12 protein-coding genes are annotated in these 22355 nt (G+C 65.8%); 9 read left to right on the top strand and 3 right to left on the bottom strand.

What is annotated here, in order from left to right:
- Positions 1-114 precede the first annotated feature (114 nt).
- Genes H7U20_RS24960 through H7U20_RS24940 form a run of 5 tightly spaced genes read left to right on the top strand, consistent with a single transcriptional unit; the run spans position 115 to position 5021 of the window.
- Complete coding sequence (locus tag H7U20_RS24960; RefSeq protein ID WP_199761851.1) at positions 115-1125, top strand: ATP-grasp domain-containing protein; 1011 nt, start codon at positions 115-117, stop codon at positions 1123-1125.
- Positions 1110-1997 (top strand): SDH family Clp fold serine proteinase, encoded by an 888-nt coding sequence (locus tag H7U20_RS24955; RefSeq protein ID WP_199761850.1) that lies wholly within the window; start codon positions 1110-1112, stop codon positions 1995-1997. Before H7U20_RS24960 ends, H7U20_RS24955 begins: the two co-directional genes overlap by 16 nt.
- Complete coding sequence (locus tag H7U20_RS24950) at positions 1994-2578, top strand: MauE/DoxX family redox-associated membrane protein (protein ID WP_199761849.1); 585 nt, start codon at positions 1994-1996, stop codon at positions 2576-2578. The genes H7U20_RS24955 and H7U20_RS24950 overlap by 4 nt, the downstream gene beginning before the upstream one ends.
- Positions 2575-3159: a redoxin domain-containing protein gene (locus H7U20_RS30505; RefSeq protein ID WP_199761848.1), complete on the top strand. Its 585-nt coding sequence runs from the start codon at positions 2575-2577 to the stop codon at positions 3157-3159. The genes H7U20_RS24950 and H7U20_RS30505 overlap by 4 nt, the downstream gene beginning before the upstream one ends.
- The gene (locus tag H7U20_RS24940) at positions 3156-5021 is read left to right on the top strand and encodes an ABC transporter ATP-binding protein (RefSeq protein WP_199761847.1); all 1866 of its coding nucleotides are present in this window, start codon (positions 3156-3158) and stop codon (positions 5019-5021) included. Before H7U20_RS30505 ends, H7U20_RS24940 begins: the two co-directional genes overlap by 4 nt.
- 29 nt (positions 5022-5050) lie before the next feature.
- Here the strand turns inward: H7U20_RS24940 and H7U20_RS24935 are convergent, their stop codons facing one another.
- From H7U20_RS24935 to H7U20_RS24925, 3 genes are all read right to left on the bottom strand, one after another.
- Complete coding sequence (locus H7U20_RS24935) at positions 5051-6643, bottom strand: S53 family peptidase (protein WP_199761846.1); 1593 nt, start codon at positions 6641-6643, stop codon at positions 5051-5053.
- Between the two features lie 133 nt (positions 6644-6776).
- Positions 6777-7247, bottom strand: a complete 471-nt coding sequence (locus H7U20_RS24930) for a cyanophycin metabolism-associated DUF1854 family protein (protein WP_199761845.1) — start codon at positions 7245-7247, stop codon at positions 6777-6779.
- A 22-nt stretch (positions 7248-7269) separates the two neighbouring features.
- Positions 7270-9549: a cyanophycin metabolism-associated ABC transporter gene (locus H7U20_RS24925; protein ID WP_199761844.1), complete on the bottom strand. Its 2280-nt coding sequence runs from the start codon at positions 9547-9549 to the stop codon at positions 7270-7272.
- Between the two features lie 392 nt (positions 9550-9941).
- On the opposite strand from H7U20_RS24925, the gene H7U20_RS24920 reads away from it, so the two are divergent.
- The 4 genes from H7U20_RS24920 to H7U20_RS24905 all read left to right on the top strand — a co-directional run.
- Positions 9942-12107: a cyanophycin synthetase gene (locus H7U20_RS24920; protein ID WP_199761843.1), complete on the top strand. Its 2166-nt coding sequence runs from the start codon at positions 9942-9944 to the stop codon at positions 12105-12107.
- 91 nt (positions 12108-12198) lie between these two features.
- A complete protein-coding gene (gene cphA, locus H7U20_RS24915) occupies positions 12199-14772 on the top strand; it encodes a cyanophycin synthetase (RefSeq protein ID WP_199761842.1) in 2574 nt (857 codons plus the stop codon).
- Positions 14773-15047: 275 nt separating this feature from the next.
- Positions 15048-17729, top strand: a complete 2682-nt coding sequence (locus H7U20_RS24910; RefSeq protein WP_199761841.1) for an IPT/TIG domain-containing protein — start codon at positions 15048-15050, stop codon at positions 17727-17729.
- Between the two features lie 89 nt (positions 17730-17818).
- The coding region (locus H7U20_RS24905; protein WP_199761840.1) for a kelch repeat-containing protein at positions 17819-22355 on the top strand (4537 nt) is incomplete at its 3' end.

The raw sequence follows: 22355 nt of genomic DNA, 5'->3' as shown, positions 1-22355 counted from the left end.
GCGGCCATGCGCCGCGCGTCCTGGCCACGTCCTCGCGGGCGTGGCCAGCGACCGCCCGGCCCGGCCGACACGCTTGTTTCTCGCTATTTATTTATCGCCATTTGACGGGTGCCCATGGTCAAGAAAGTCCTGATTGTCAGCAATAGCTCGGATCTGCACGCCGACCTCGTCGTCCCCATTCTGATCGGCAAGGGTTGTACTCCCTTCCGTCTCGACCTCGACCATTTTCCCCGCGACTACGAACTGTGCCAGCGCTTCCGCCAGGGCGAGTGGGACGGCGAGCTGCGCCATCTGCCCACCGACCAGCGCCTCCGCATGAGCGAGGTGGGCGCGGTCTGGGCCAGGAAGCCGGCCGAGTACGTCTTCCGCAGCGCCGACCTGTCGGCCCAGGAGTTCGCTTACGCCCGGCAGGAGACGGAGCAGGCACTGTTCGGCCTGCTGATGGCGCTCGACTGCTATTGGATCGGCCATCCGGCCGTCGTGCGGGCGGCGATGTGGAAGGGGGAGCAACTCAAGCGCGCGATGGCGCTGGGTTTCCGCGTGCCGGCCACCATCGTCAGCAACGCGCCGGCGCGGGTCAAGGCCTTCCGCCAGGGCGTTTCGGGCGACATCATCTTCAAGTCCATGTCGACGCCGGCGCTGGCCGCCGATGACGTCGCCGAGGAGCAGCGCCTGGTCAGCGGCGTCGGCACCACCATCGTCAGCGAGGAGATGATGGAGAGCATCGACGCGGTCGGCGAACTGGCCTGCCAGTTCCAGGAATACATTCCCAAACAATACGAACTGCGCGTGACCATCATCGGCGAGCAATTGTTCGCCGCCAAGATCCATTCGCAGGACGACGTTCGCACCATGGTCGACGTGCGCGACATGACGGCCGAGATCCGCTACGAGGCGACCACCTTGCCGGCCGATATCGCGCAACGCTGCCGCGCCTTCGTCGCCAGCTACGGCCTGCAGTTCGGCGCGCTGGACCTGATCGTCACGCCGCAGGGCGAATACGTCTTCCTGGAAAACAATCCCGCCGGACAGTTCCTCTACATCGAGCAACTGGTTCCCGAATTCAAACTATTGGAAACGCTGGCCGACACCCTGCTGCGGGAGGCCGCATGCAGCCGCAGCTGAACCTGTTGCAGAGCCTGCGCGGCATCGAGCAGATGCGCGACAGCCGGGTGTTGTTGCTGGCCGCCTCGCGCCTGGACATGGAGTTGCTGCCGCCGCTGTACGAGCAGCTGCGCCGCATCGGCCCTTGCGAGCGGCTCGACGTGGTGCTGCATTGCCGTGGTGGCGAGGTCAACGCGGCGCGCCGCATCGCGCTGCTGCTGCGCGGCCACAGCCGCCACCTGAGCTTCATCGTGCCCTACTACTGCCAGTCGGCCGCCACCATCCTGAGCCTGGCGGCGGACCAGATCGTGGCCGGCGAGATGGCGATCTTCTCGCCCATCGATCCGCAACTGCACGGCGGCGAGGACGGCGACGATGCCGCCGCCACGGCGCTGTCCTGCATGGACATCAAGCGCTTCGGCGACATGGGCGCCGACTGGTTCGGCGCCGACTCGCAGGAGGCCCGGGCGCAGTCGCTGGCCCTGTTGTGCAACAGCGTCTTCCCGCCGACCTTGACGGCCTTCTATCGCCGCACACAGGAGCTGCGGCAGATCGGCGAAGAATTGCTGGCCCACCAGCTGCCGCAGCAGGACGCGGCGGCGCGCCGCCGCATCGTCGAGCATTTGATGTACGGCTACCATTCGCACGACTACGCCATCAACGGCGACGAGCTGCGCCGGCTCGGCCTGAACGTCGAGCGCCACGACTTGGTCGAGGAGCTGGCCTGGCAATTGTCGACCGTGTTCCAGGCGACGGTGGGCGGCGGCGCGCGCCAGTCGGCCGAAGAGCCCTGGCACGACGCGTTGTTGGCCAGCCGCGACGGCCTGCGCCTGCGCCGGTACCGCGCCGACGGCCTGTTGCCGACCTGGACGGATGCGGTGGCGTTGCGATGAGCGGCGAGGTTTTCTTCGGCGCAACCCTGCGCTTCCTGCTCGGTTTCCTGTTGCTGTGCGGCGCCTGGGGCAAGCTGACCAGCTTCGCCGGCCTGAAGCGCAACCTGGTCGAGTCCTTCGGCCTGTCCGCCGGCCTTGCCGCCGCGCTGGCGCCGCTGCTGATCGCCGCCGAAGGTTTGCTTGCCATCGTCCTGCTGCTCGACTCGGGCACGGACGACTGCGCCTTGTTGGCCGCCTTGGCCATGTTGCTCGTGTTCACATTGGTGGTTGGCTATCAATTTCTCAGCCGGGACGTGGTGCGCTGCAGTTGCTTCGGCGAGGCGGAACGGCCGGTGTCCGGCTACGACTTGTTGCGCAACCTGCTGCTGATCGCCGCCATCGTCGCGGCGCTGCTCGGCGCCGGCGGCGAGTTGGACGGCCGCGCCGGCCGCGCCTTGGGCGGTGTCGGCGTTGGCGATGACGCCGGCTCCGGCCTGGCGGCGCGCTTGATGTGCGCCAGCCTGGGCCTGATGCTGGCCGTGGTCTCGGTCCATTTCCACGACCTGGTCGCGCTGCTGGGTACGCCGGAGGAGGGCGCGTGAACGAACTCGACACCATCCATCTGGCGCTGGCCGTGCTGGCCTGCGCCATCGCCTTGAACTTCAAGCTGACTTTCCGTCTGCTGGGTTTGTTGAAACAGCACGGCCTGGACGGCGCCTCGGCCGGCGCCCTGCCGGTCGGCCAGAGCGTGCCCGGCGTGCGCGGCCGCGTGTTGGCCGGCGACGCTGCCGCTGCCGGCGGCTGGCGCGACGCACCGCGCGCCGGCCAGCCGACGGTGCTGCTCTTCCTGTCGAGCAAGTGCGCGAAATGTCGCGGCAAATTGGCGGAGATCGCCGCGCTGGCGCCGGCGGCCAACGGCGCCGGCGTCGACCTGTGGCTGGTCAGCACCGAATCGGGCTGGCGGCTGCGCCGTTTCCTCGCCGGCAGCGGCCTGGAGCGCATCACCCTGCGCGTCGCCGCCAAGGCCTATCGCCGGCTCAATCCGCAACTGTCGTCGCCGGCCTACCTGTTCATCGACGAGCACGGCGCGCTGCAGGCCGGCGGCCTGGTCGGCGACGAGGACTGGTTCAGCTTCGTCGAGCAGATGCGCGACGTCGACGCGGACGCGGACGCGGCCGCATGAGCACGGCGAAGCCGAGCGCCGCGCCAACGGCCGCGCCGGCGGGCGCCGAACGACCCCATTTGCAGCGCCTGCGCCTGCTGCGCGCCTTCGCGCCGCGCCTGCTGGCCGGCCTGTTCTTCATGAGTGTGACGGTGGCCATCGAGTTGCTGTATCCGAAGGCGCTGTCTCATTTCATCGACAACATCGGCAGCCGCCGTGGCGCCGACTGGTATGGCCGCTTCGGCCTGCTGATGCTGGCGGTGTTGACGCTGCAGGCGGTGGCCACCACCTTGCGCTACTACATCTTCGAATCGACCGGCCTGATGATCGTCACCCGCATCCGCCGCCTGCTGTACGGCGCGCTGATCCGCCAGCCGATCGCCTTCTACGACAAGCACAACGTCGGCGAGCTGACCGGCCGGCTGGCGGCCGACGTCGAGGTGCTGCACGACACCTTGACGATGGGCATGGCGGTCTCGCTGCGCTCGCTCTGCGTGCTGCTCGGCTGCGTCGTCATGCTGCTGTCGATCTCGCCGCAGCTGAGCCTGGTCCTACTGGTCTGCGTGCCGCTCAGCCTGTACCTGGGCAAGCGCGCCGGCGGCCTGATACGCGGCTGCGCCCGCGAGATCCAGCAGCGCCAGGCCGATTGCGGCAAGGTGGCGCACGAGCACTTCACCAACATCCGCCTGGTGCACGCCTTCGGCCAGCATGAGGGCGCGCGGCGCCGCTACCATGCCGCCACCGACGCGGCGCTGCACGCGGCGCTGGGCAACACCCGCCTGCTGGCCGGCTTTCGCGGCGTCTCCTCGCTGCTGACCTATTTGGCGCTGTTGCTGACCCTGTGGTTGGGTGCCGGGCTGATCAGCAGCGGGCGCCTGACGGTGGGCGAGCTGGTCAGCTTTGTCCTGTACGCCGGCATGGTCACCGCCTCGGCCGGCGCGCTCAGCGACTACTGGGGCGACTGGATGCGCTCGATCGGCGCCACCGAGCGCGTTTTCGAGATCATCGACAGCGCGCCGGACGAGGAGGGCCGGGCGGGCCTGGGCCGGCAGTTGCAGGGCCGCATCGCGTTCGAGCAGGTCAGCTTCGCCTATCCGGAGCGGCCCGAGCGCGCCGCGCTGGACGACATCAGCTTCGTCATCGCCGCCGGCGAGAAGGTGGCGCTGGTCGGCGCCTCGGGCGCCGGCAAGTCGACCATCGCCAGCATGTTGCTGGGCTTCTACCGGCCCGATCTCGGCGCCATCCGCTTCGACGGCCTGGCGCCGGACGAGCTGGCGCTGGGCGACATTCGCGCCAACATCGCCATCGTCGAGCAGGAGCCGTCGCTGTTCTCCGGCAGCATAGGCGAGAACATCGCCTTCGCGGTGGCCGAACGCGAGGTGGCGCCGGCCGAGGTGGAGGCCGCCGCCCGGCTGGCCAACGCCCACGACTTCATCAGCGCCTTCCCGCAGGGTTACGACACCGTGGTCGGCGACCGTGGCGTGCAGCTGTCGGGCGGGCAAAAACAGCGCATCGCCATCGCCCGCGCGCTGCTGCGCGATCCGCGCATCCTGATCCTCGACGAGGCCACCAGCGCGCTCGACTCGGCCAGCGAGCTGCTGGTGCAGACCGCGCTCGACCAGCTGATGCGCGGCCGCACGACGATCATCATCGCGCACCGCTACTCGACCATCGTCAAGGCCGACCGCGTGCTGGTGCTGCGCCAGGGCGCCATCGCCCAGCAGGGCACGCACGCCGAACTGCTGCGCCAGCGCGACGGCCTGTATTTCCAATTGATGGAGAACCAGCTGGCGATGTACCGCGACATCGCCGCCGCGCCGGCGCCGCACGAGCCGGCGCCGCACGAGCAGACACCGGCGGCGCTGCCACCGCAGCGGGCCTAGCGCGGAGCCACCGCGGCGCGCTTAGCCGCCTAGCTGCCCAGCACCTGCAGCAGCTTGGCGCCGTTCGGCGAGCCCCAGCCGGTGCAGGCGTCCCAGCCGGCGCCGGCCTGGTAGGCGCCGATGTCGCCCACCGTGATGTCATGCGTGGCGCCGCTGCCCACCGCCGCGCCGTACAGCAGGGGATTGAGGAAGCCGACGTGGTGGCCCAGCTTCTGGTTCATCAGCGCCACCAGGCCGGCCCACAGGGGCGCCACCGCGCTGGTGCCGCCGAACACCAGACGGCGGCCGTCGACCAGCACCTGGTAGCCGGTGTTCGGGTCGGCGTCGCCGGCCACGTCGGGCACGCCACGGCCGACGCGGCCGCCCGGATTGGCCGACGCCGGCACGCCGGCGCCGTTCTGGTAGGCCGGCAGGTCGAAGAAGTCGCTGACGCCGCCGCCCGAGGCGCTGCGCAGCGGGTCGTCGTTCCACACCGTCTCGCTGGCGATGCTGCTGCCGTTGGCTTTGAGCCGGGTGCCGCCGCAGGCCAGCACGTGCGGGCTGGCGGCGGGGAAGTCGACGTGGGCCAGGCCGTCCGGCTGGCCCTGGTCGGGGTTCTCGTCGCCCGAGCCGGCGTCGCCGGCGGCGCAGCACACCGTCACGCCCAAGGTGGCGGCGCTCTGGAAGGCGGCGTCATACGAGCTCAGCGCCTGCGGTGTCCAGAATTTTTCCGCCGCGCCCCAGCTGATCGAAATCACCGACGGCTGGTTGACCTTGTCGTGGAGCGCCGCCGTGATGGCGTCGAGGAAGCCCTTGTCGGTGTTGGGCGCGAAGTAGACGCAGATCAGCGCCTTCGGCGCCACGCCGGCCGCCACCTCGATGTCGAGCATCACTTCGCCGTCGGCGCTGTTGGCGGTGGTCGGGTGGTTTTTGCCGCCGTCCACCGAGATGCTCTTGACCTTCGGCACCGGCAGGTGCAAGCCCTTGAAGTAGTTGCTGATGTCGGTGGTGCGGAAGCCGCCGCCCAGTTCGATGATGGCGATGCACTGGCCGCTGCCGTCGACGCCGGTGGGGAAGTTGTACAGCTTGGCCAACTGCGGCGGCGTGAACGAGGCGCCGGCCGCCGCCTGCGCCTCCGGCAGTTGCTGCAGATGGGGCCGCGCCACCGGCGCGTCGCTCAGGCCGAAGACGCCCTCGACGATGTCGCCCACCTCGCTCGGCACGCTGAGCGGCGCGGCCACGGCGCGGCCGACGCCGCCGGCGTGCTCGACCTGTTCGATCTGCGTGCCGAAGGCGGCGGCGAACTGGTCGGCCGTGCCGGACAGGAAGACGCTGCGCCGCGCGCTGCTGCTGTCGAGCACCACCAGGCCGAAGTGGCGGGCGAAGTCGGCCACCTTGGCCAGGTCGGCCGGGTCGGCGCCGAAGGCGGCGGCGTATTCTTCACGGCTCAGCTGCTGTTGCTGGGCCGGCTTGAGCGCCAGCGTCGCCGCGCTGGCGGCCAGGTCGGGCGGCGCGGCGCGCGGGCGCACCCGCACGGTGACCTCAAAGCGTTCGTCGGACGCGAGCGCGCCCAGGCGCAGGGCGCTGGACGCGGCCGCCGGCAAGCTGCCGGGCAAGTCTTGACGGGTGGTGTAGGCGCTCATGATGGACCCTCCAATTAGTCTTTGGAGTGTGCCAGAGCGGGGTGGGCGGAACGGGGCGATCGGCGGCGCCGCTGATGCGCATCAGCGGCGCTGCGTTTGGCGCGCGGGGACGGGAACTTTTCCCGCCCAGGCTTTACAGGAAGCGGTCGAGGATTTTCTTGCTGTGCTTGTCGAGATTGAGCGTGTCGCGGATCAGGAAGTGGATGCCGTGGGTGTCCGACACCAGCAGCGTGTCGAGGCCGAGGCGGCGGATGTCCTCCTCGCCGCGCAGCACGAACTCGGTCTCGCCACGGTCGGTGGCCACGCTCCAGGTGCACGGCGTGGCGTAGCTGGAGACGCCGAGGATGCGCGCGATCTCCGGCATGAATTCGCGTCCGCCGAGCTCCTCGCGCACCAGCGCGGCGGTGGCCGCCGGCAAGTCTTCCAGGCGGTCGATCCAGGCGACCTCCTTGCCGTCGCTGCTGACGATGGCGATGCCGTCCAGCGGCGCCTGCACCGGGAAGGCGCGGGCCGGCGCGACGTTGTCGTGGACGCTGCCGTCGGCGCCGGTCAGGCTGAGCTGGCCGAAGCTGTTGCGGCTCAAGGTGAATTGCGTGGTGGTCATGGTGCTGTGCTCTCGGGTTGGCTTATTCTGGGTTCGACAGGCGCTCGTCGTCCGGGTCGGTGTCGACGTTGCGGGCCTGCGCCTGGTACAGCCGGTGGTAGGCGCCCTCCAGCGCCATCAGGGCGTCGTGGCTGCCTTCCTCGACCACCACGCCACGGTCCAGCACCACCAGGCGGTCGGCCCGTTGCAGCGTCGACAGGCGGTGGGCGATGGCGATGGTGGTGCGGCCGTGCACCAGGTTGTCGAGCGCCTTCTGGATCTCTTTCTCGGTCTCCGAGTCGACCGAGGAGGTGGCCTCGTCGAGGATCAGGATCTTCGGATCGATCAGCAGGGCGCGGGCGATCGAGATGCGCTGGCGCTCGCCGCCGGACAGGCCCTGGCCGCGCTCGCCGACCATCGAATCGTAGGCCTGCGGCAGGCGCAGGATGAACTCGTGGGCGTGGGCGGCGCGGGCGGCGGCGATGATCTGCTCGCGGCTCGCCTCCGGCTTGCCGTAGGCGATGTTCTCGGCGATGGTGCCGAAGAACAGGAAGGGCTCCTGCAGCACCAGGCCGATGTTGCGGCGGTAGTCGGACACCGGGAAGGAGCGGATGTCGACGCCGTCGAGCATGATGGCGCCCTCGGACACGTCGTAGAAGCGGCAGATCAGGTTGACCAGCGTGCTCTTGCCCGAACCGGAGTGGCCGACCAGGCCGATCATCTCGCCGGCCTTGATGTCCAGGTTGATGCCGCGGTTGACCGCCCGGTTGCCGTAGCGGAAGCCGACCTCGCGCAGGGTGATGTTGCCGTCCACCTTGGCCAGCTTGACCGGGTTGACCGGCTCCGGCACCGAGGAGACATGGTCGAGGATGTCGAAGATGCGCTTGGCGGCCGAGGCCGACTTCTGCGTCACCGAGACGATCCGGCTCATCGAGTCGAGCCGGCCGTAGAAGCGGCTGCTGTAGGCGATGAAGGCGGACAACACGCCGACCGTGATGTGGCCCTTCGACACCTGATAGATGCCGAACACCCAGATGACCAGCAGGCCCAGCTCGGTGAGGAAGGAGACGGTCGGCGAGAACAGCGACCAGATCTTGTTGAGCTTGTCGTTGACGGCCAGGTTGTGCTTGTTGGCGGTGCGGAAGCGCGACGCTTCGCGCGCCTCCTGGGCGAAGGCCTTGACCACGCGGATGCCGGGGATGGTGTCGGCCAGCACGTTGGTGACCTCGCCCCAGACCCGGTCGATCTTCTCGAAGCCGGTGCGCAGGCGGTCGCGCACGACGTGGATCAGCCAGGCGATGAAGGGCAGCGGCAGCAGGGTGACGGCGGCCAGCCACGGGTCGATCGAGCACAGGATGACGCCGGTCATGATGATCATCAGCACGTCGGAGGCGAAGTCGAGCAGGTGCAGGGAGAGGAACACGCAGATCCGGTCGCTCTCGCTGCCGATGCGCGACATCAGGTCGCCGGTGCGCTTGCCGCCGAAGTATTCCAGCGACAGTTTCAGCAAATGTTCGTAGGTGGCGGTGCGCAGGTCGGCGCCGATGCGCTCGGACACCAGGGCCAGCACATAGGTCTTGGCCCAGCCCAGCACCCAGGCCAGCACGGCCGAGGCGACCAGGCCGGACATGTACAGCGTCACCAGCATGGTGTCGACCGGCTTGCCGTTCTGGTAGGGGATCAGCACGTTGTCCATCAGCGGCATGGTCAGGTAGGGCGGGATCATGTGCGCGGCGGTGCCCAGCAGCATCAGCGTGAAGCCGAGCGCCAGCTGGCCCTGGTAGGGCTTGGTGAAGCGCCACAGGCGGAACAGGGTCCAGGTCGACGGCGGCGTGTAGACCACCTTGGTGCAGATCGGGCATTCCTCCTGCTCCGGTTCGAGCGGCGCCTTGCAACTGGGGCAGACGTTCTTGTCGTCGAGCGCCAGCGGTTCGCCGCTGACGCGGCTGTGCAGGCGGGCGGCGAACTGCTCGACCAGGCGGATGGCGTGCAGGTTCTGCCCCAGGGTGAAGCGCCAGGCGGCCAGGCGGCCTTGTTGATTCAGTAATTCCAGATGGCCGACGCCGGCGTGGTCGTGGTGTTTCAAGGCCATGCCGGCTGCGAAGGACCAGTCTTGCCAGGCCGGTTGGCCCGGCGAACGGGCCAGAATCCGGCCCTCCGTGAGAATAATTATGCCCTTGGAGAAATGAAGTTGCGCATCCAGGTCAACCTCCAAGGCACTTACAACGTTTTCCCCTTTGGAAAGTTGCGCCTGCACATCGGAACGCCAGGCGAGCGGCAGTTCGACGAGGCTGGATTCTAAGGAAAGTTGTGCTGTTGTCATCGTGCTGCGGACTCCGGAAGTTCTTTGCCTTTGGCAAAGTCTGAAAACTGTGGGAAAAATCGTGAAATCCGATCCCCGCCCCGGAAATAAACGCGATCGCGACGCCGGATTGCGGCTGATGGGGGCGCTTATTTACGGTATTCTGTCAGTGAGGAACATGTGACGGAAATCAACACAGAGGGGCGAGATCTTTGCGGCGAGTATACAGCAAGAGCCGCTGTCAAGAAAAACGAATAATGCCTTACCGCCACAACAATGGCAGCGCCAAAACAGGGTGAAATTGCCGCGCGCACGCGCAAAATAAGGCGGGGGATGGGGCGGCAGGTTTACAATACGGCGCAAGCTGCGACGGCCGTTAACAAAGATGCATCACAAGATACAAGAATAGAAACATGACTAAGAAGAAAGACATAGAAGTTCTCCGTGTGACCCATTTGCGCGGACCGAATATCTGGACCTATCGCCCGGTGATCGAGGCGTGGCTGGATATTGGCGCGCTGGAAGACTTCCCTTCGAACAAGCTTCCCGGTCTGTATGAGCGTCTGACCACCCTGCTGCCCAACCTGGTCGAGCACCGCTGCGGCGTCGGCGAGCGCGGCGGCTTCCTCGAACGCCTGCGCGACGGCACCTACGCCGGCCACATCCTCGAACACGTCGTGTTGGAGCTGCAAAACCTGGCCGGCATGCGCACCGGTTTCGGCAAGACCCGCCAGACCGCCGAAGGCAGCGGCATCTACAAGATGGCCTTCCGCACGCGCCAGGAACAGGTCGGCCGCGCCGCCCTGGCCGCCGGCCGCGAGCTGCTGATGGCCACCATCGAGGACCGCCCCTACGACCTGGCCGCCACCATCGAGACGCTGACCGAACTGGTCGACGACCTGTGCCTGGGGCCGAGCACCGGCAACATCGTCGACGCCGCCAGCGAGCGCAAGATCCCGTCCATCCGCCTGACCGACGGCAACCTGGTGCAACTGGGCCACGGCGCCCGCCAGCGCCGCATCTGGACCGCCGAGACCGAGCGCACCAGCGCCATCGCCGAAGGCATCGCCAGCGACAAGGACCTGACCAAGACCCTGCTGGCCTCGTGCGGCGTGCCGGTGCCCGAGGGCGAGCTGGTCACCAGCGCCGAAGCGGCCTGGGAGGCGGCGCAGGACATCGGCCTGCCGGTCGTCGTCAAACCCTACGACGGCAACCACGGCCGTGGCGTTTCGCTCAACCTGATGACCCGGGCCGACGTCGAGGCGGCCTACCACCTGGCCGCGCGCAAGGGCGACAGCAAGAGCGTCATCGTCGAGCGTTTCATCGTCGGCAACGAGCACCGCCTGCTGGTGGTCGGCAAGCGCCTGATCGCCGCCGCCGTCGGCGAGGCGCTGTGGGTGGTCGGCGACGGCGTCGCCGACATCAACGCCCTGGTCGACAGCCAGATCAACACCGACCCGCGCCGCGGCACCACCGAGGGCGCGCCGCTCAACGCCCTGTCGCCCGAGCACGGCGCCGAGATCATCCTGGAGCTGCAACGCCAGGGCATGACGGCGCATTCGGTGCCGCTGGCCGGCCAGAAGGTGCTGATCCAGCCGAACGGCAACGTCGCCGCCGACGTCACCGACCTGGTGCACCCGAGCGTGGCGGCCACCGCCACCCTGGCGGCGCGCATCGTCGGCCTGGACATCGCCGGCATCGACGTCGTCGCCGAGGACATCTCCCGTCCGCTCGAAGAGCAGGGCGGCGCCATCATCGAAGTCAACGCCAGCCCCGGCCTGCTGGCCCACCTGAAGCCGGCCAGCGGCCAGCCGCGCGCGGTCGGCGCGGCCATCGTCGACCACCTGTTCGCCGCCGACGAGAGCGGCCGCATGCCGATCGTCGGCGTCAGCGGCAGCCAAGGCACCACCTTGACGGCGCGGCTGATCGCCTGGCTGCAGCAGATCGCCGGCAACAAGGTCGGCCTGAGCTGCGCCGACGGCCTGTTCGTCAACGGCCGCCTGTTGCCGCGCGACGGCTTCTCCGACTGGGAGTCGGGCGAGCGCCTGCTGCTCAACAAGAGCGTCGAGGCGGCGGTGTTCGAAAGCGGCGCCCGCATGATCCTCAGCGAGGGCCTGGCCTACGACAAATGCGCCGTCGGCGTGGTCACCGACGTCGGCGGCCACGAGGCGCTCGGCGAGTTCTACATCGACAGCGCCGACCAGTTGTACTCGGTGCTGCGCACCCAGGTCGACGTGGTGCTGCCGAGCGGCACGGCGGTGCTCAACGCCGACGACCCGCAGGTGGTCGAGATGGCCGAGCTGTGCGACGGCGCCGTGATCTTCTACGGCCTCGACCAGCAGGTCGAGGCGATCAGCGGCCACCGCAAGCAGGGCCTGCGCGTGGTCTACCGACACGGCGCCGGCATCGTGCTGGCCGAGGGCGCCGAGGAGCTGGCCACCTTGCCGCTGCCGGCGCAGTTGCCGAGCCAGGCCGTGCTGGCCGCCGTCGCCGCCGGTTGGGCGCTGGGCCTGTCGGCCGAGTTGATCGGCGCCGGCCTGCGCACCTTCGAGGCCGCGCCGCAAGCCGCAGCGTATTGAGAGAGCCGGCGCCGCCCCGGCGGCGCCATGTGAGGAGCGTCCGAAGACCAACAGGACGCCACGCAGACAACACGACAGGATAATCGGATTTATGGAAGTTATACGCACCCGCGCGCTGCGCGGCCCCAATCTGTGGAGCCACCACACGGCCGTCGAGGTCATCGTCTCCTGCGCCGCCGACGAGCAGGCCATCGTCCGCCTGCCCGGTTTCGAGACCCGCCTGCGGGGCCGCTTCCCGGCCCTGGGCGCGCTGCAGCCGACCGGCCACGACGCCGACAGCGTGCCGCTGGCGCGCGTGCTGGAACTGGCCGCCCTGAGCCTGCAGGCGCAGGCCGGCTGCCCGGTCACCTTCAGCCGCACCACGCCGACCTTCGAGGACGGCATCTACCAGACCGTCGTCGAGTACAGCGAGGAGGCGGTCGGCCGCCTGGCGATGCAACTGGCCGAGGGCCTGATCAACGCCGCCCTGGCCGACACCCCGTTCGACCTGGACGGCGCGCTGGCCGAGCTGCGCGACCTCGACGAGGACGTGCGCCTGGGGCCGAGCACCGGCGCCATCGTCGCCGCCGCCGTGGCGCGCGACATCCCGTTCCGCCGCCTGACCGAGGGCAGCATGGTGATGTTCGGCTGGGGCAGCAAGCAGCGCCGCATCCAGGCCGCCGAGATGGACAGCACCGGCGCCATCGGCGAAGCCATCGCCCAGGACAAGGAACTGACCAAGAAGCTGCTGCACGCGGCCGGCGTGCCGGTGCCGCTGGGCCGCTCGGTGGCCGACGCCGACGACGCCTGGGCCGCCGCGCTGGAGATCGGCCTGCCGGTGGTGGTCAAGCCGAAGGACGGCAACCAGGGCAAGGGCGTCACCGTCAACATCAACAGCCGCGAGGAACTGGCGCAGGCCTTCGACGTGGCGCGCGAATTCCGCGACGACATCATGGTCGAGCGCTTCCTGCCCGGCAACGACTACCGCCTGCTGGTGATCGGCGACAAGCTGGTCGCCGCCGCCCGCCGCGAGCCGCCCCAGGTGGTCGGCGACGGCGTGCACTCGGTGCGCGAGCTGGTCCGCCAGGTCAACGCCGACCCGCGCCGCGGCAGCGGCCACTCGACCTCGCTGACCAAGATCCGCTTCGACGACATCGCCCTGGCGCGCCTGGCGCTGCAAGGCTACGAGGCCGACTCGGTGCCGCCCAAGGGCCAGCGCGTGATCCTGCGCAACAACGCCAACCTGTCGACCGGCGGCACCGCCACCGACGTCACCGACGACGTCCATCCGGAAGTCGCCGAGCGCGCCGTCGAGGCGGCGCGGATGATCGGCCTGGACATCTGCGGCGTCGACGTGGTCTGCGACGGCGTGCTGCAACCGATCGAGCAGCAGCGCGGCGGCGTGGTCGAAGTCAACGCCGCGCCCGGCCTGCGCATGCACCTGGCGCCGTCCTACGGCAAGGGCCGCGCCGTCGGCGAAGCCATCGTCAACACCATGTTCGCCGAGGGCGAGGACGGCCGCATTCCCGTCGTCGCCGTCACCGGCACCAACGGCAAGACCACCACCGTGCGCCTGATCGCCCACCTGCTGACGGCCAGCGGCCTGCGCACCGGCATGACCAACACCGACGGCGTCTACATCGAAGGCCGCCGCACCGACAGCGGCGACTGCAGCGGCCCGCGCAGCGCGCGCAACGTGCTGCTGCACCCCGACGTCGACGCCGCCGTGTTCGAAACGGCGCGCGGCGGCGTGCTGCGCGAAGGCCTGGCCTTCGACCGCTGCAAGGTGGCCGTGGTGACCAACATCGGCACCGGCGACCACCTCGGCCTGAACTACATCACCACGCTCGAAGACCTGGCCGTGCTCAAGCGGGTCATCGTGCAGAACGTCGCCGCCAGCGGCTTCGCCGTGCTCAACGCCACCGACCCCATCGTCGCCGGCATGGCCGCCAACTGCCGTGGCAAGGTGATCTTCTTCGGCGCCGACCGCGGCCACCCGATCATCGCCACCCATCTGGCGCAGGGTAAACGCACCCTGTTCGTCGACGGCGGCCAGCTGGTCGCCGTCGAAGGCGAGCAGCGCCACGCCGTGGCGCTCGACCAGGTGCCGATCACCCGCAACGGCGCCATCGGCTTCCAGGTCGAGAACGTCATGGCGGCGGTGGCCGCCGCCTGGGGCGTGGGCATCAGCTGGGACGCCATCCGCCTCGGCCTGAAGACCTTCGCCAACGACTCCGACAACGCGCCCGGCCGCTTCAACGTGTTCGACTACAAGGGCGCCACCCTGATCGCCGACTACGGCCACAATCCGGACGCCATCCTGGCCCTGGTGCAGGCCGTCGAAACCATGCCGGCCAAGCGCCGCAGCGTGGTCATCTCCGGCGCCGGCGACCGCCGCGACGAGGACATCCGCCAGCAGACCGAAATCCTCGGCAAGGCCTTCGACGACGTCGTGCTGTACCAGGACCAGTGCCAGCGCGGCCGCGTCGACGGCGAAGTGGTGGCGCTGCTGCGCGCCGGCCTGCAGGGCGCGCCGCGCACCAGCCACATCGACGAGATCAACGGCGAGTTCCTCGCCATCGACACCGCGCTGGCGCGGCTGGGCGAGGGCGACCTGTGCCTGATCCTGGTCGACCAGGTCGAGGAGGCGCTGGCCCACATCGCCAAGCGCATCGCCGAGGGCTGAACGACACCATCATCGTGGTGAATTTGAAAGGGCTGCGGTTTTCGAACCGCAGCCCTTTTTTCATTGTGGGCCGATAGGCGAGTTCCAATGGACGTTGACCAAGATCACTACTTGATCGGATGGGCATCTGCGGATAAATGGGCTGATTAAAATGGGAAATGAATTCCTATGGGTAATTAATATTTCCTTATTGGATCTTGCAGGGAGGAGAGTGGCTGCATGCCTCGTCTGCCTATGATTTCAATCGGCTGCCTGCCGCGTCACTGGAGAACGATATGACCGACATCTGCAAGGTAATGATCAGAATTGTTTGGATGTTGGCGGCGATTTCTCTTGCCACGGTTTTGCCTGCTTACGGGCTCGGCAGCAGGGCTGTCACCTACGGCTATGACGAGCTCGGTCGCTTGGTCGGCGTGACCGACCCAAGCGGAAACAGCGCGACCTATCGTTACGACGCGGTAGGCAATATCCTTTCCATCACGCGCAGCGCCGCCGATCAGCCTGCGATTGCCGAGTTCACCCCGAATGGCGGTCCGGCAGGGACTAAGGTGACAATTTTCGGCAGTGGTTTCAGCGATACGCCGAGCCAGAACATCGTCAAATTCAACCAGGTGGCGGCCACGGTCGTTTCGGCCTCATCGACGAAAATCGTGACGGCGGTGCCCGTTGGGGCGACCACCGGCACGATCAGTGTTACCACGCCAACAGCTAGCGTCACCAGCGACCTTGCATTTAACGTCGGTGTCAACAAGGCGCCGACAATTGCACGCTTTACGCCAAGTATCGGTGTGGCCGGCACGCAGGTAAGCATTGAGGGTGGCAACTTCGACAGCGTGGCGAACCACGTGAAGTTCAACGGCGTATCTGCCGCTGTTCGCTCCGTAACTGCGAATAACATCATCGCGGCGGTGCCGCAGCAGGTGTCGTCAGGAAAAATTTCCGTCGCGACGGCATATGGCGGAGCTGTTAGTGACGTCGATTTTTTTGTTGTCCCCACGCCTTACAGCGCTGCGGATATTCAAGTGACCGATCGACTGTCTATTGGCGAAAGCAAGACGGTGGTATTCAGCACGCCGGGGAAAAAAGGTCTGGTTCTGTTTGATGGAACTGCAGGGCAGAAGGTGAGCCTGTCATTGACTTCGGTGCCGCTTATCAGCGTAATGGTTAAAATCCTCAGGCCGGATGGCGCTGTATTGCCAATGACGTCGATATCGCCCGCTGGCTTCATGGATGCGCTAACACTGCCCGTCACCGGAACCTATACGATACTGATTGTCCCGGTGGCGAATGCAATGGGCAGCATCACGATGAGGATGGATGCCTTTGCTGACGTTAGTGGAAGTATCGTCATCGATGGGCCGGCGGTGGACGTACAAATTGCAAAACCTGGGCAGAATGGCAGCTTGGCTTTCAGTGGCGCTGCGGGGCAACGTTTCAGCATGCGGCTTGCCAAGGTTGCGCTGACGAACGGCGGCGATGTGAGCATCACTGTCGTCAAGCCGGATGGCACGACATTGTCTTCGTCCTTTTCACCTCCGGGTAGCGGAACCTTCGTCGATGCCCAGATTCTGCCTGTTACGGGGACTTACCTGATCAAGCTCAATCCGAGCGGCAATTCCGTGGGCGGAATGGCGGTGCAGTTGTTTAGCACTCCGGATGTGGTCGCCGTCATCGCACCCGATGGTGTGCCCATGACGGTGACAACGACCAAGCCAGGACAGAACGCCGTGCTGACATTCAGCGCCATCGCCGGTCAGCGCGTCAGTCTGCGGCTTTCCAAGGTGGCGCTGGTAAACGGCGTCTCCGCCAAACTGTCGATCCTCAAGCCCGATGGCACGACCCTGGTTCCTGTTTCCTTGATTTCGAGCGGCATCTATGTTGATGCGCAAACCTTGCCGCTTACAGGGGTGTATGCCATCAAATTCGATCCACAAGGCGAGGCCGTGGGGAGTGCGACTGCTCAGCTGTATGGCTTACCGGACGATGTCGCTACCGGTATGGCGATTGATGGCCCGGCCGTGACGGTGACAACTATAAAACCCGGACAGAATGCCGGCCTGACATTCAGCGGTACGGCCGGGCAACGCGTCAGCCTGCAGCTTTCCAAAGTTGCGCTGACGAACGGGAGCTATGTCGATGTCGCCATCCGCAAGCCCGATGGTTCGACGTTGGCTCCTGGCATTCCCGTGTCGGTGAATGGGGCCTTTGTTGATGCGCAAGCCCTGCCAGTCACCGGTAATTACACCATCGAACTCAACCCACGTGGAGAGGCCATGGGCAGCGTGACGGCACAGCTATATGGCGTGCCGGAAGAAGATGCGAAGAGCATGGTGATCGACGGCCCGGCCGTAACCGTAACAAGCACCAAGCCCGGGCAGAATGCCAGCCTGACATTCAGCGCCGCCGCAGGGCAGCGCGTCAGTCTGCAGCTTTCCAAATTGCTGCTGCTGAACGGGACGAATGTCGACATTTCCCTCCTCAAGCCCGACGGTTCCACCTTAGCTTCCAGCATCATGACCTTGCTTAGCGGGACTTTCATTGATGCGAAAGTTTTACCTGTTGCAGGCACTTACACCATCAAACTCAATCCGCGCGACCTGGTCGTGGGCAGCGTGACACTGCAGCTTTACGACGTGTCGCAAGACGTCGCCGCCGGTATCGATGTCGGCGGGTCGGCGGTGGCTGTGGCGATCACGAAGCCTGGGCAGAATGCCGGCCTGAGCTTCGTCGGAATTGCCGGCCAGAAAACCACGCTGCATATTGCCGCAAGCACGCTGGGATGCCCAACAATCAGTCTGCGCAAGCCAGACGGCACAGTCCTGATCTCCCAAATAGTGTGTGGCGCAGTGTTCAATCTACCAAGCCAGATATTGCCCACCAGCGGAGCCTACATGATCGGCATAGACCCGAGCGGCGCCAACACCGGCAAGGCGAGCGTTGCCATCAGTAGTCCTTGACGAGCGCGACGCGGCAAAAGCAGACAGCCATCCCGGCGAATTGATACGCGGTATCCAGCCATGTTCGATTGCAGACTAGGAAGATCATCATGCAAAAGCAAATGACGAAACTGATTCGGTTGTTTTCGCACCAAATTGCCTGCGATCTGTTCAGGCGTTGCTTGCCCCGTCGAGGTCGTAGCTTACTCGCTGGCATCTTGTTGCTGTGGGGCGAGTCGCTGACACTTGCTCAGCCAATCGATGGTGCAGCCGACCATACCAGCGGCAGTCCGCTAAGTGCACTATTTGCACCGCAACCAGCCGTACAGCCGGGCCAGAGTGCGACACAAATGCCGGATGGACGCTGGCTGCTGTTGGGTGGGCAAGGACGCGACTATGCCCCAACGCCGACGGCCAGCATGCTGGACGTAAAGACAGGCGGCGTGATCCCGCTGGTTGCGACATTGGGGCAGCCCCGCAGCGGGCATACGGCGACCCTCTTGCCCGATGGTACTGTATTGATACTGGGAGGCGTCGACGCCGCCGGCGCGATCCTCACATCCGCCGAACAGTTCGACCCCGCAACCGGACAGGTCCGGGTATTGGACGATCCCGTCTTGATACCACGTTGGGGACATACCGCCACCGTCCTGTCCAACGGTCATCTGTTCATCAGTGGCGGCGTCGACCAGCACGGCCATGCGATATACGATGCGGAAATCTACGACCCGCTTACCCGGAAAACCGATCCGTTCAGCAGCAAGCTCGGCACTGCCCGCATGAAGCACATTGCGGCGATGCTGCCCAGTGCGGATGTTTTACTGTGGGGTGGCGTAAATATGGCGCGGGAAGCGCTCAGCAACGGCGAACTGTATGAGCGCAGCAGCGAGCGTTTTAGCCCGGTCGATTCGGCGGCCGCCCTTGAACTGAGCCAGACCATCGCCATCGCCGGCACACCAGGCATTCGGGATAGCCGGCCGGCGGCGGAAGGTCAGAGCGCGGCGATTGATCAGCCGCTGATGGTGCACTTCGCGCAAAGGATGGCAGTGGCGACACTGACTACCGACAGCGTAACGCTGATCGGACCCTATGGCGCGGTACCCGTCAAAGTGGTGCCGGTCGAATACGGCATGCTGTTGTTTGTCACGCCGCTGCAGGATCTGCTACCGGCCAGTCGGTACACACTCTTCATCAACGGAGCCACCGGCGCCAGCGGTCAGCCGCTGGCCTTGTCCGCCATCGGCTTCGACACCGTCCAGCTTGGCGCAAAGTCGACATCGAGCTTTGACGCATCCGAGGACCAAGGGAGCGTTCGTGCCATGAGCCCGGCAACCTCATCCGGCGATGCCGTGCGTGCTGCGTCAACGACAGCCGGCATCGTGCCGCCGACCAGACTCGGCAGCCATGAACTGCAAGCGGTCGCCGCCGCGAACGGTCTCTTCGGCGCCGAAGCGTGGCTGCCCGACGCCAGTCACTTCAGCGGCGACTGGCGTGCCCGGCGCGCCGCCAGCCCGCTGCAAGGCTTGCCGCCGCTGCAAGGCGCCGAGGGCGAGACGGCATTGTCCGGGCAGGTGCTCACCTTGCACGGCCGCCCCTTGGAAAATGTCACGTTGACGATCGCCGGGCAATCGGCGCGCAGCGATGCGACTGGACGTTTTTTGCTGCCCCATCTGGTTCCCGGCGCGCAAGTGCTGTCGATCGATGGGCAAAGTGCGGGCGTTGATGGGAAACGATATGGCTATTACCAGGTGCGCGTCGACGTTGAAAAGAACCGCACCACCGTGTTGCCCTACACCATTTGGAGTACCAAACTCGACCCGGCCGGTAGTGTTGCGTTGCCTTCACCGACCTTGCGTGAAACGGTGGTAACTTCGCCGCGAATTCCCGGATTGGAACTGCGGATTCCAGCCGGCACCATTATTCGCGACCGCAACGGCAAGATTGTTACGGAAATCAATATGACGGCGATCCCGACGGACCGCCCACCATTTCCGATTCCTGACCTTGGTGTGCCGGTATATTTCACCATTCAACCGGGCGGTGCGAAATTGAGCAATCTCTCAGGGATGGCGCAGCAGGGTGCACGGCTGATTTATCCCAATTTCAGTGGCGCGGCGCCTGGTACCCGCATCGACTTCTGGAATTACGACACGCTTAGTAAGGGCTGGTATGTGTATGGTCGGGGCACCGTGATGGCCAATGGCAAGCAGGTGATGCCGGACGCGGGAGTGGCGATTTATGAATTCACCGGCGCCATGGTCTCGTTGCCGAGTAATGCACCAGCGAAAGGACCAACGCCAAATGGTTGCGGTGCCGGCACCGGCGGGGGCGCCGGCAGCGATGATTGCAACGCCGATCCGAATCAGCCGGCGCAACCGGCGGGCTGTGCCGGCGATCCCGTCGACTGCGCGACGGGCTTGTTCCTGCAAACGAATACCGACCTGTTCGTCGACGGCGTGGTGCCGCTCAAGGTCGGACGCAGCTATCGCCAGCTCGATCCAGCTTCGCGCGCATTTGGAATCGGCAGCAGCTTATCGTATGACTTCTATATGGTGGGTGACGTGGCTCCTTATACCTATCAGGATCTGATTCTGCCGGATGGTGGGCGGGTCCATTATGTACGAACCTCCGCCGGAACTGGATTTGTTAATGCCGTCTATCAGCATATGTCGACGACGTCGAAGTATTTTGGCTCGACTATTAAGTCTACTCTTGGCCATTGGGAACTGCGGTTAAAAGATGGAACGGTTTTTGTCTTTCCTGACGCAGGTTACAACGCTGTTGCCCGGCTTGGCGCAGTGCGTTCTATCCGTGATCGCTACGGCAACACCACCACACTTGACCGCGACGGCAAGGGCAATCTAATACGTGTGACCTCCCCCGGCTCGCGCTATCTTCAATTCACATATGATGAAAAGAATCGCATCACGGTCGCCAGCGACAACATGGGGCGGACCGTGCGCTATGAATATGACACGATCGGGCGCTTGATCAAAGTGATCGACCCGGACGGACAGTTTGAGGCCTACACCTACGACGATAATCACAACATGCTTACCGTTCAGGACAAGCGTGGCAATCTGATGGTGACGAATGTCTACGATGTCAATAACCGTGTCAGCAAACAGACCTACGGCGATGGCAGCACCAATCAATTCGCCTACAAGCTCGATGTCAGCGGCAAGGTGACGCAAACCGATGTGACCGACGAGCGCGGCACGCTGACGCGCATGATGTTCAACGCCGGCGGCTACACCAGCAGCATGACGAAAGCGTTTGGCTTGCCGGAGCAACAAGCCTTCACCTATGAGCGCGATCCAGCGACCAATCTGCTGTTGTCGGTAACGGACGCGCTGGGGCGCAAGACCGCCTATGCCTATGACGCCATGGGCAATCTACTGACACAGACCGTGCTGGCAGGCGGCGCCGACGCGGTCACGTCCAGCAGAACCTATACCGCCGACTTCAGCCGCTTGGCGAGCGTGACAGATTTTCTCGGGAACCAGTTGTTGATGCGGTATGACGCCAAAGGCCAACTCACCGAACTGCAGGACCGCAACGGCAATCGCGTCAAGCGCAATTACAACGCCGCCGGGCAGCCGCTGCAAATCACTGACGCGCTCGGCAACAGCAGCAACTTTGCTTACGATGGTTTTGATCTGGCACAAGCGAGCGATCCTTTGGGCCGCAGCGTCCAATTCTTCAACGACAACGCGGGTCGTCGTCGTGGCGTTGTCGATGCGCTGGGCAACCACACGGTCTACGATCTCGACGCTCTTGATCGGTTGAGCCAGGTAACCGACACCCTGGGCCAATCGATCACCAGCGGTTACGACGCCAACGGCAACCCCGTCAGCGTCACCGACCCCAAAGGCAACCGGCATCAATTCGCCTTCGACCAGCGCAACGCGCCAACCGAGAGCACCGATCCCTTGAACCAGCTTGAAGCCTATGTCTACGACGGCAAGCACAACCTGATTCAGAAGACCGACCGCAAAAGGCAGGTCACGCGCTATACCTACGACGCGCTCGACCGTTTGACGAGCACGACCTACGCCGACGGCGCCAGCGTGCGCGTCAGCTACGACCAGGCCAACCGCGTCACGCGGATTGACGATTCCATCAATGGCGCCATCACCTTCCGCTATGACGGCCGCGACCGGGTCACGCAGGCAACCACGCCGAGGGGCACGGTCGCCTACACCTACGACGCCAACGGCCGGCGCCAGAGCATGGACGTGGCCGGCCAGCCGACGCTGCGCTACAGCTACGACGCCGGCGGGCGCCTGACGCGCATCGTGCAGGATGCCGGCCCGGCCAACAACAACCAGGCCCAGGGCATTCGCTTCGCCTACGATGCCGCCGACCGGCGCATCCAGACCAGCTACGCCAACGGCATCGTGCGCCGCAACAGCTTCGACGCCGCCGGCCAGTTGACCGCCATCGTCTACATCAATCCCGACGGCAGCACGCTGGGCGACCTGAGTTACACCTACGACAACGGCGGCCGGCGCATCGAGGCCGGCGGCAGCCTGGCGCGCACGGCGCTGCCGGCGGCGCTGTCCGGCGCGCGGGTCGACGCCGCCAACCGCCTGAGCGCCGCCGGTGTCCAGCAGTTCAGCTACGACGCCAACGGCAACTTGACCG

Source organism: Rugamonas violacea (genome assembly GCF_016461825.1).
Lineage (GTDB): Bacteria > Pseudomonadota > Gammaproteobacteria > Burkholderiales > Burkholderiaceae_D > Rugamonas.
The sequence above is the reverse complement of the archived record's forward strand: the minus strand, read 5'-3'. Positions and strand labels throughout refer to the sequence as shown.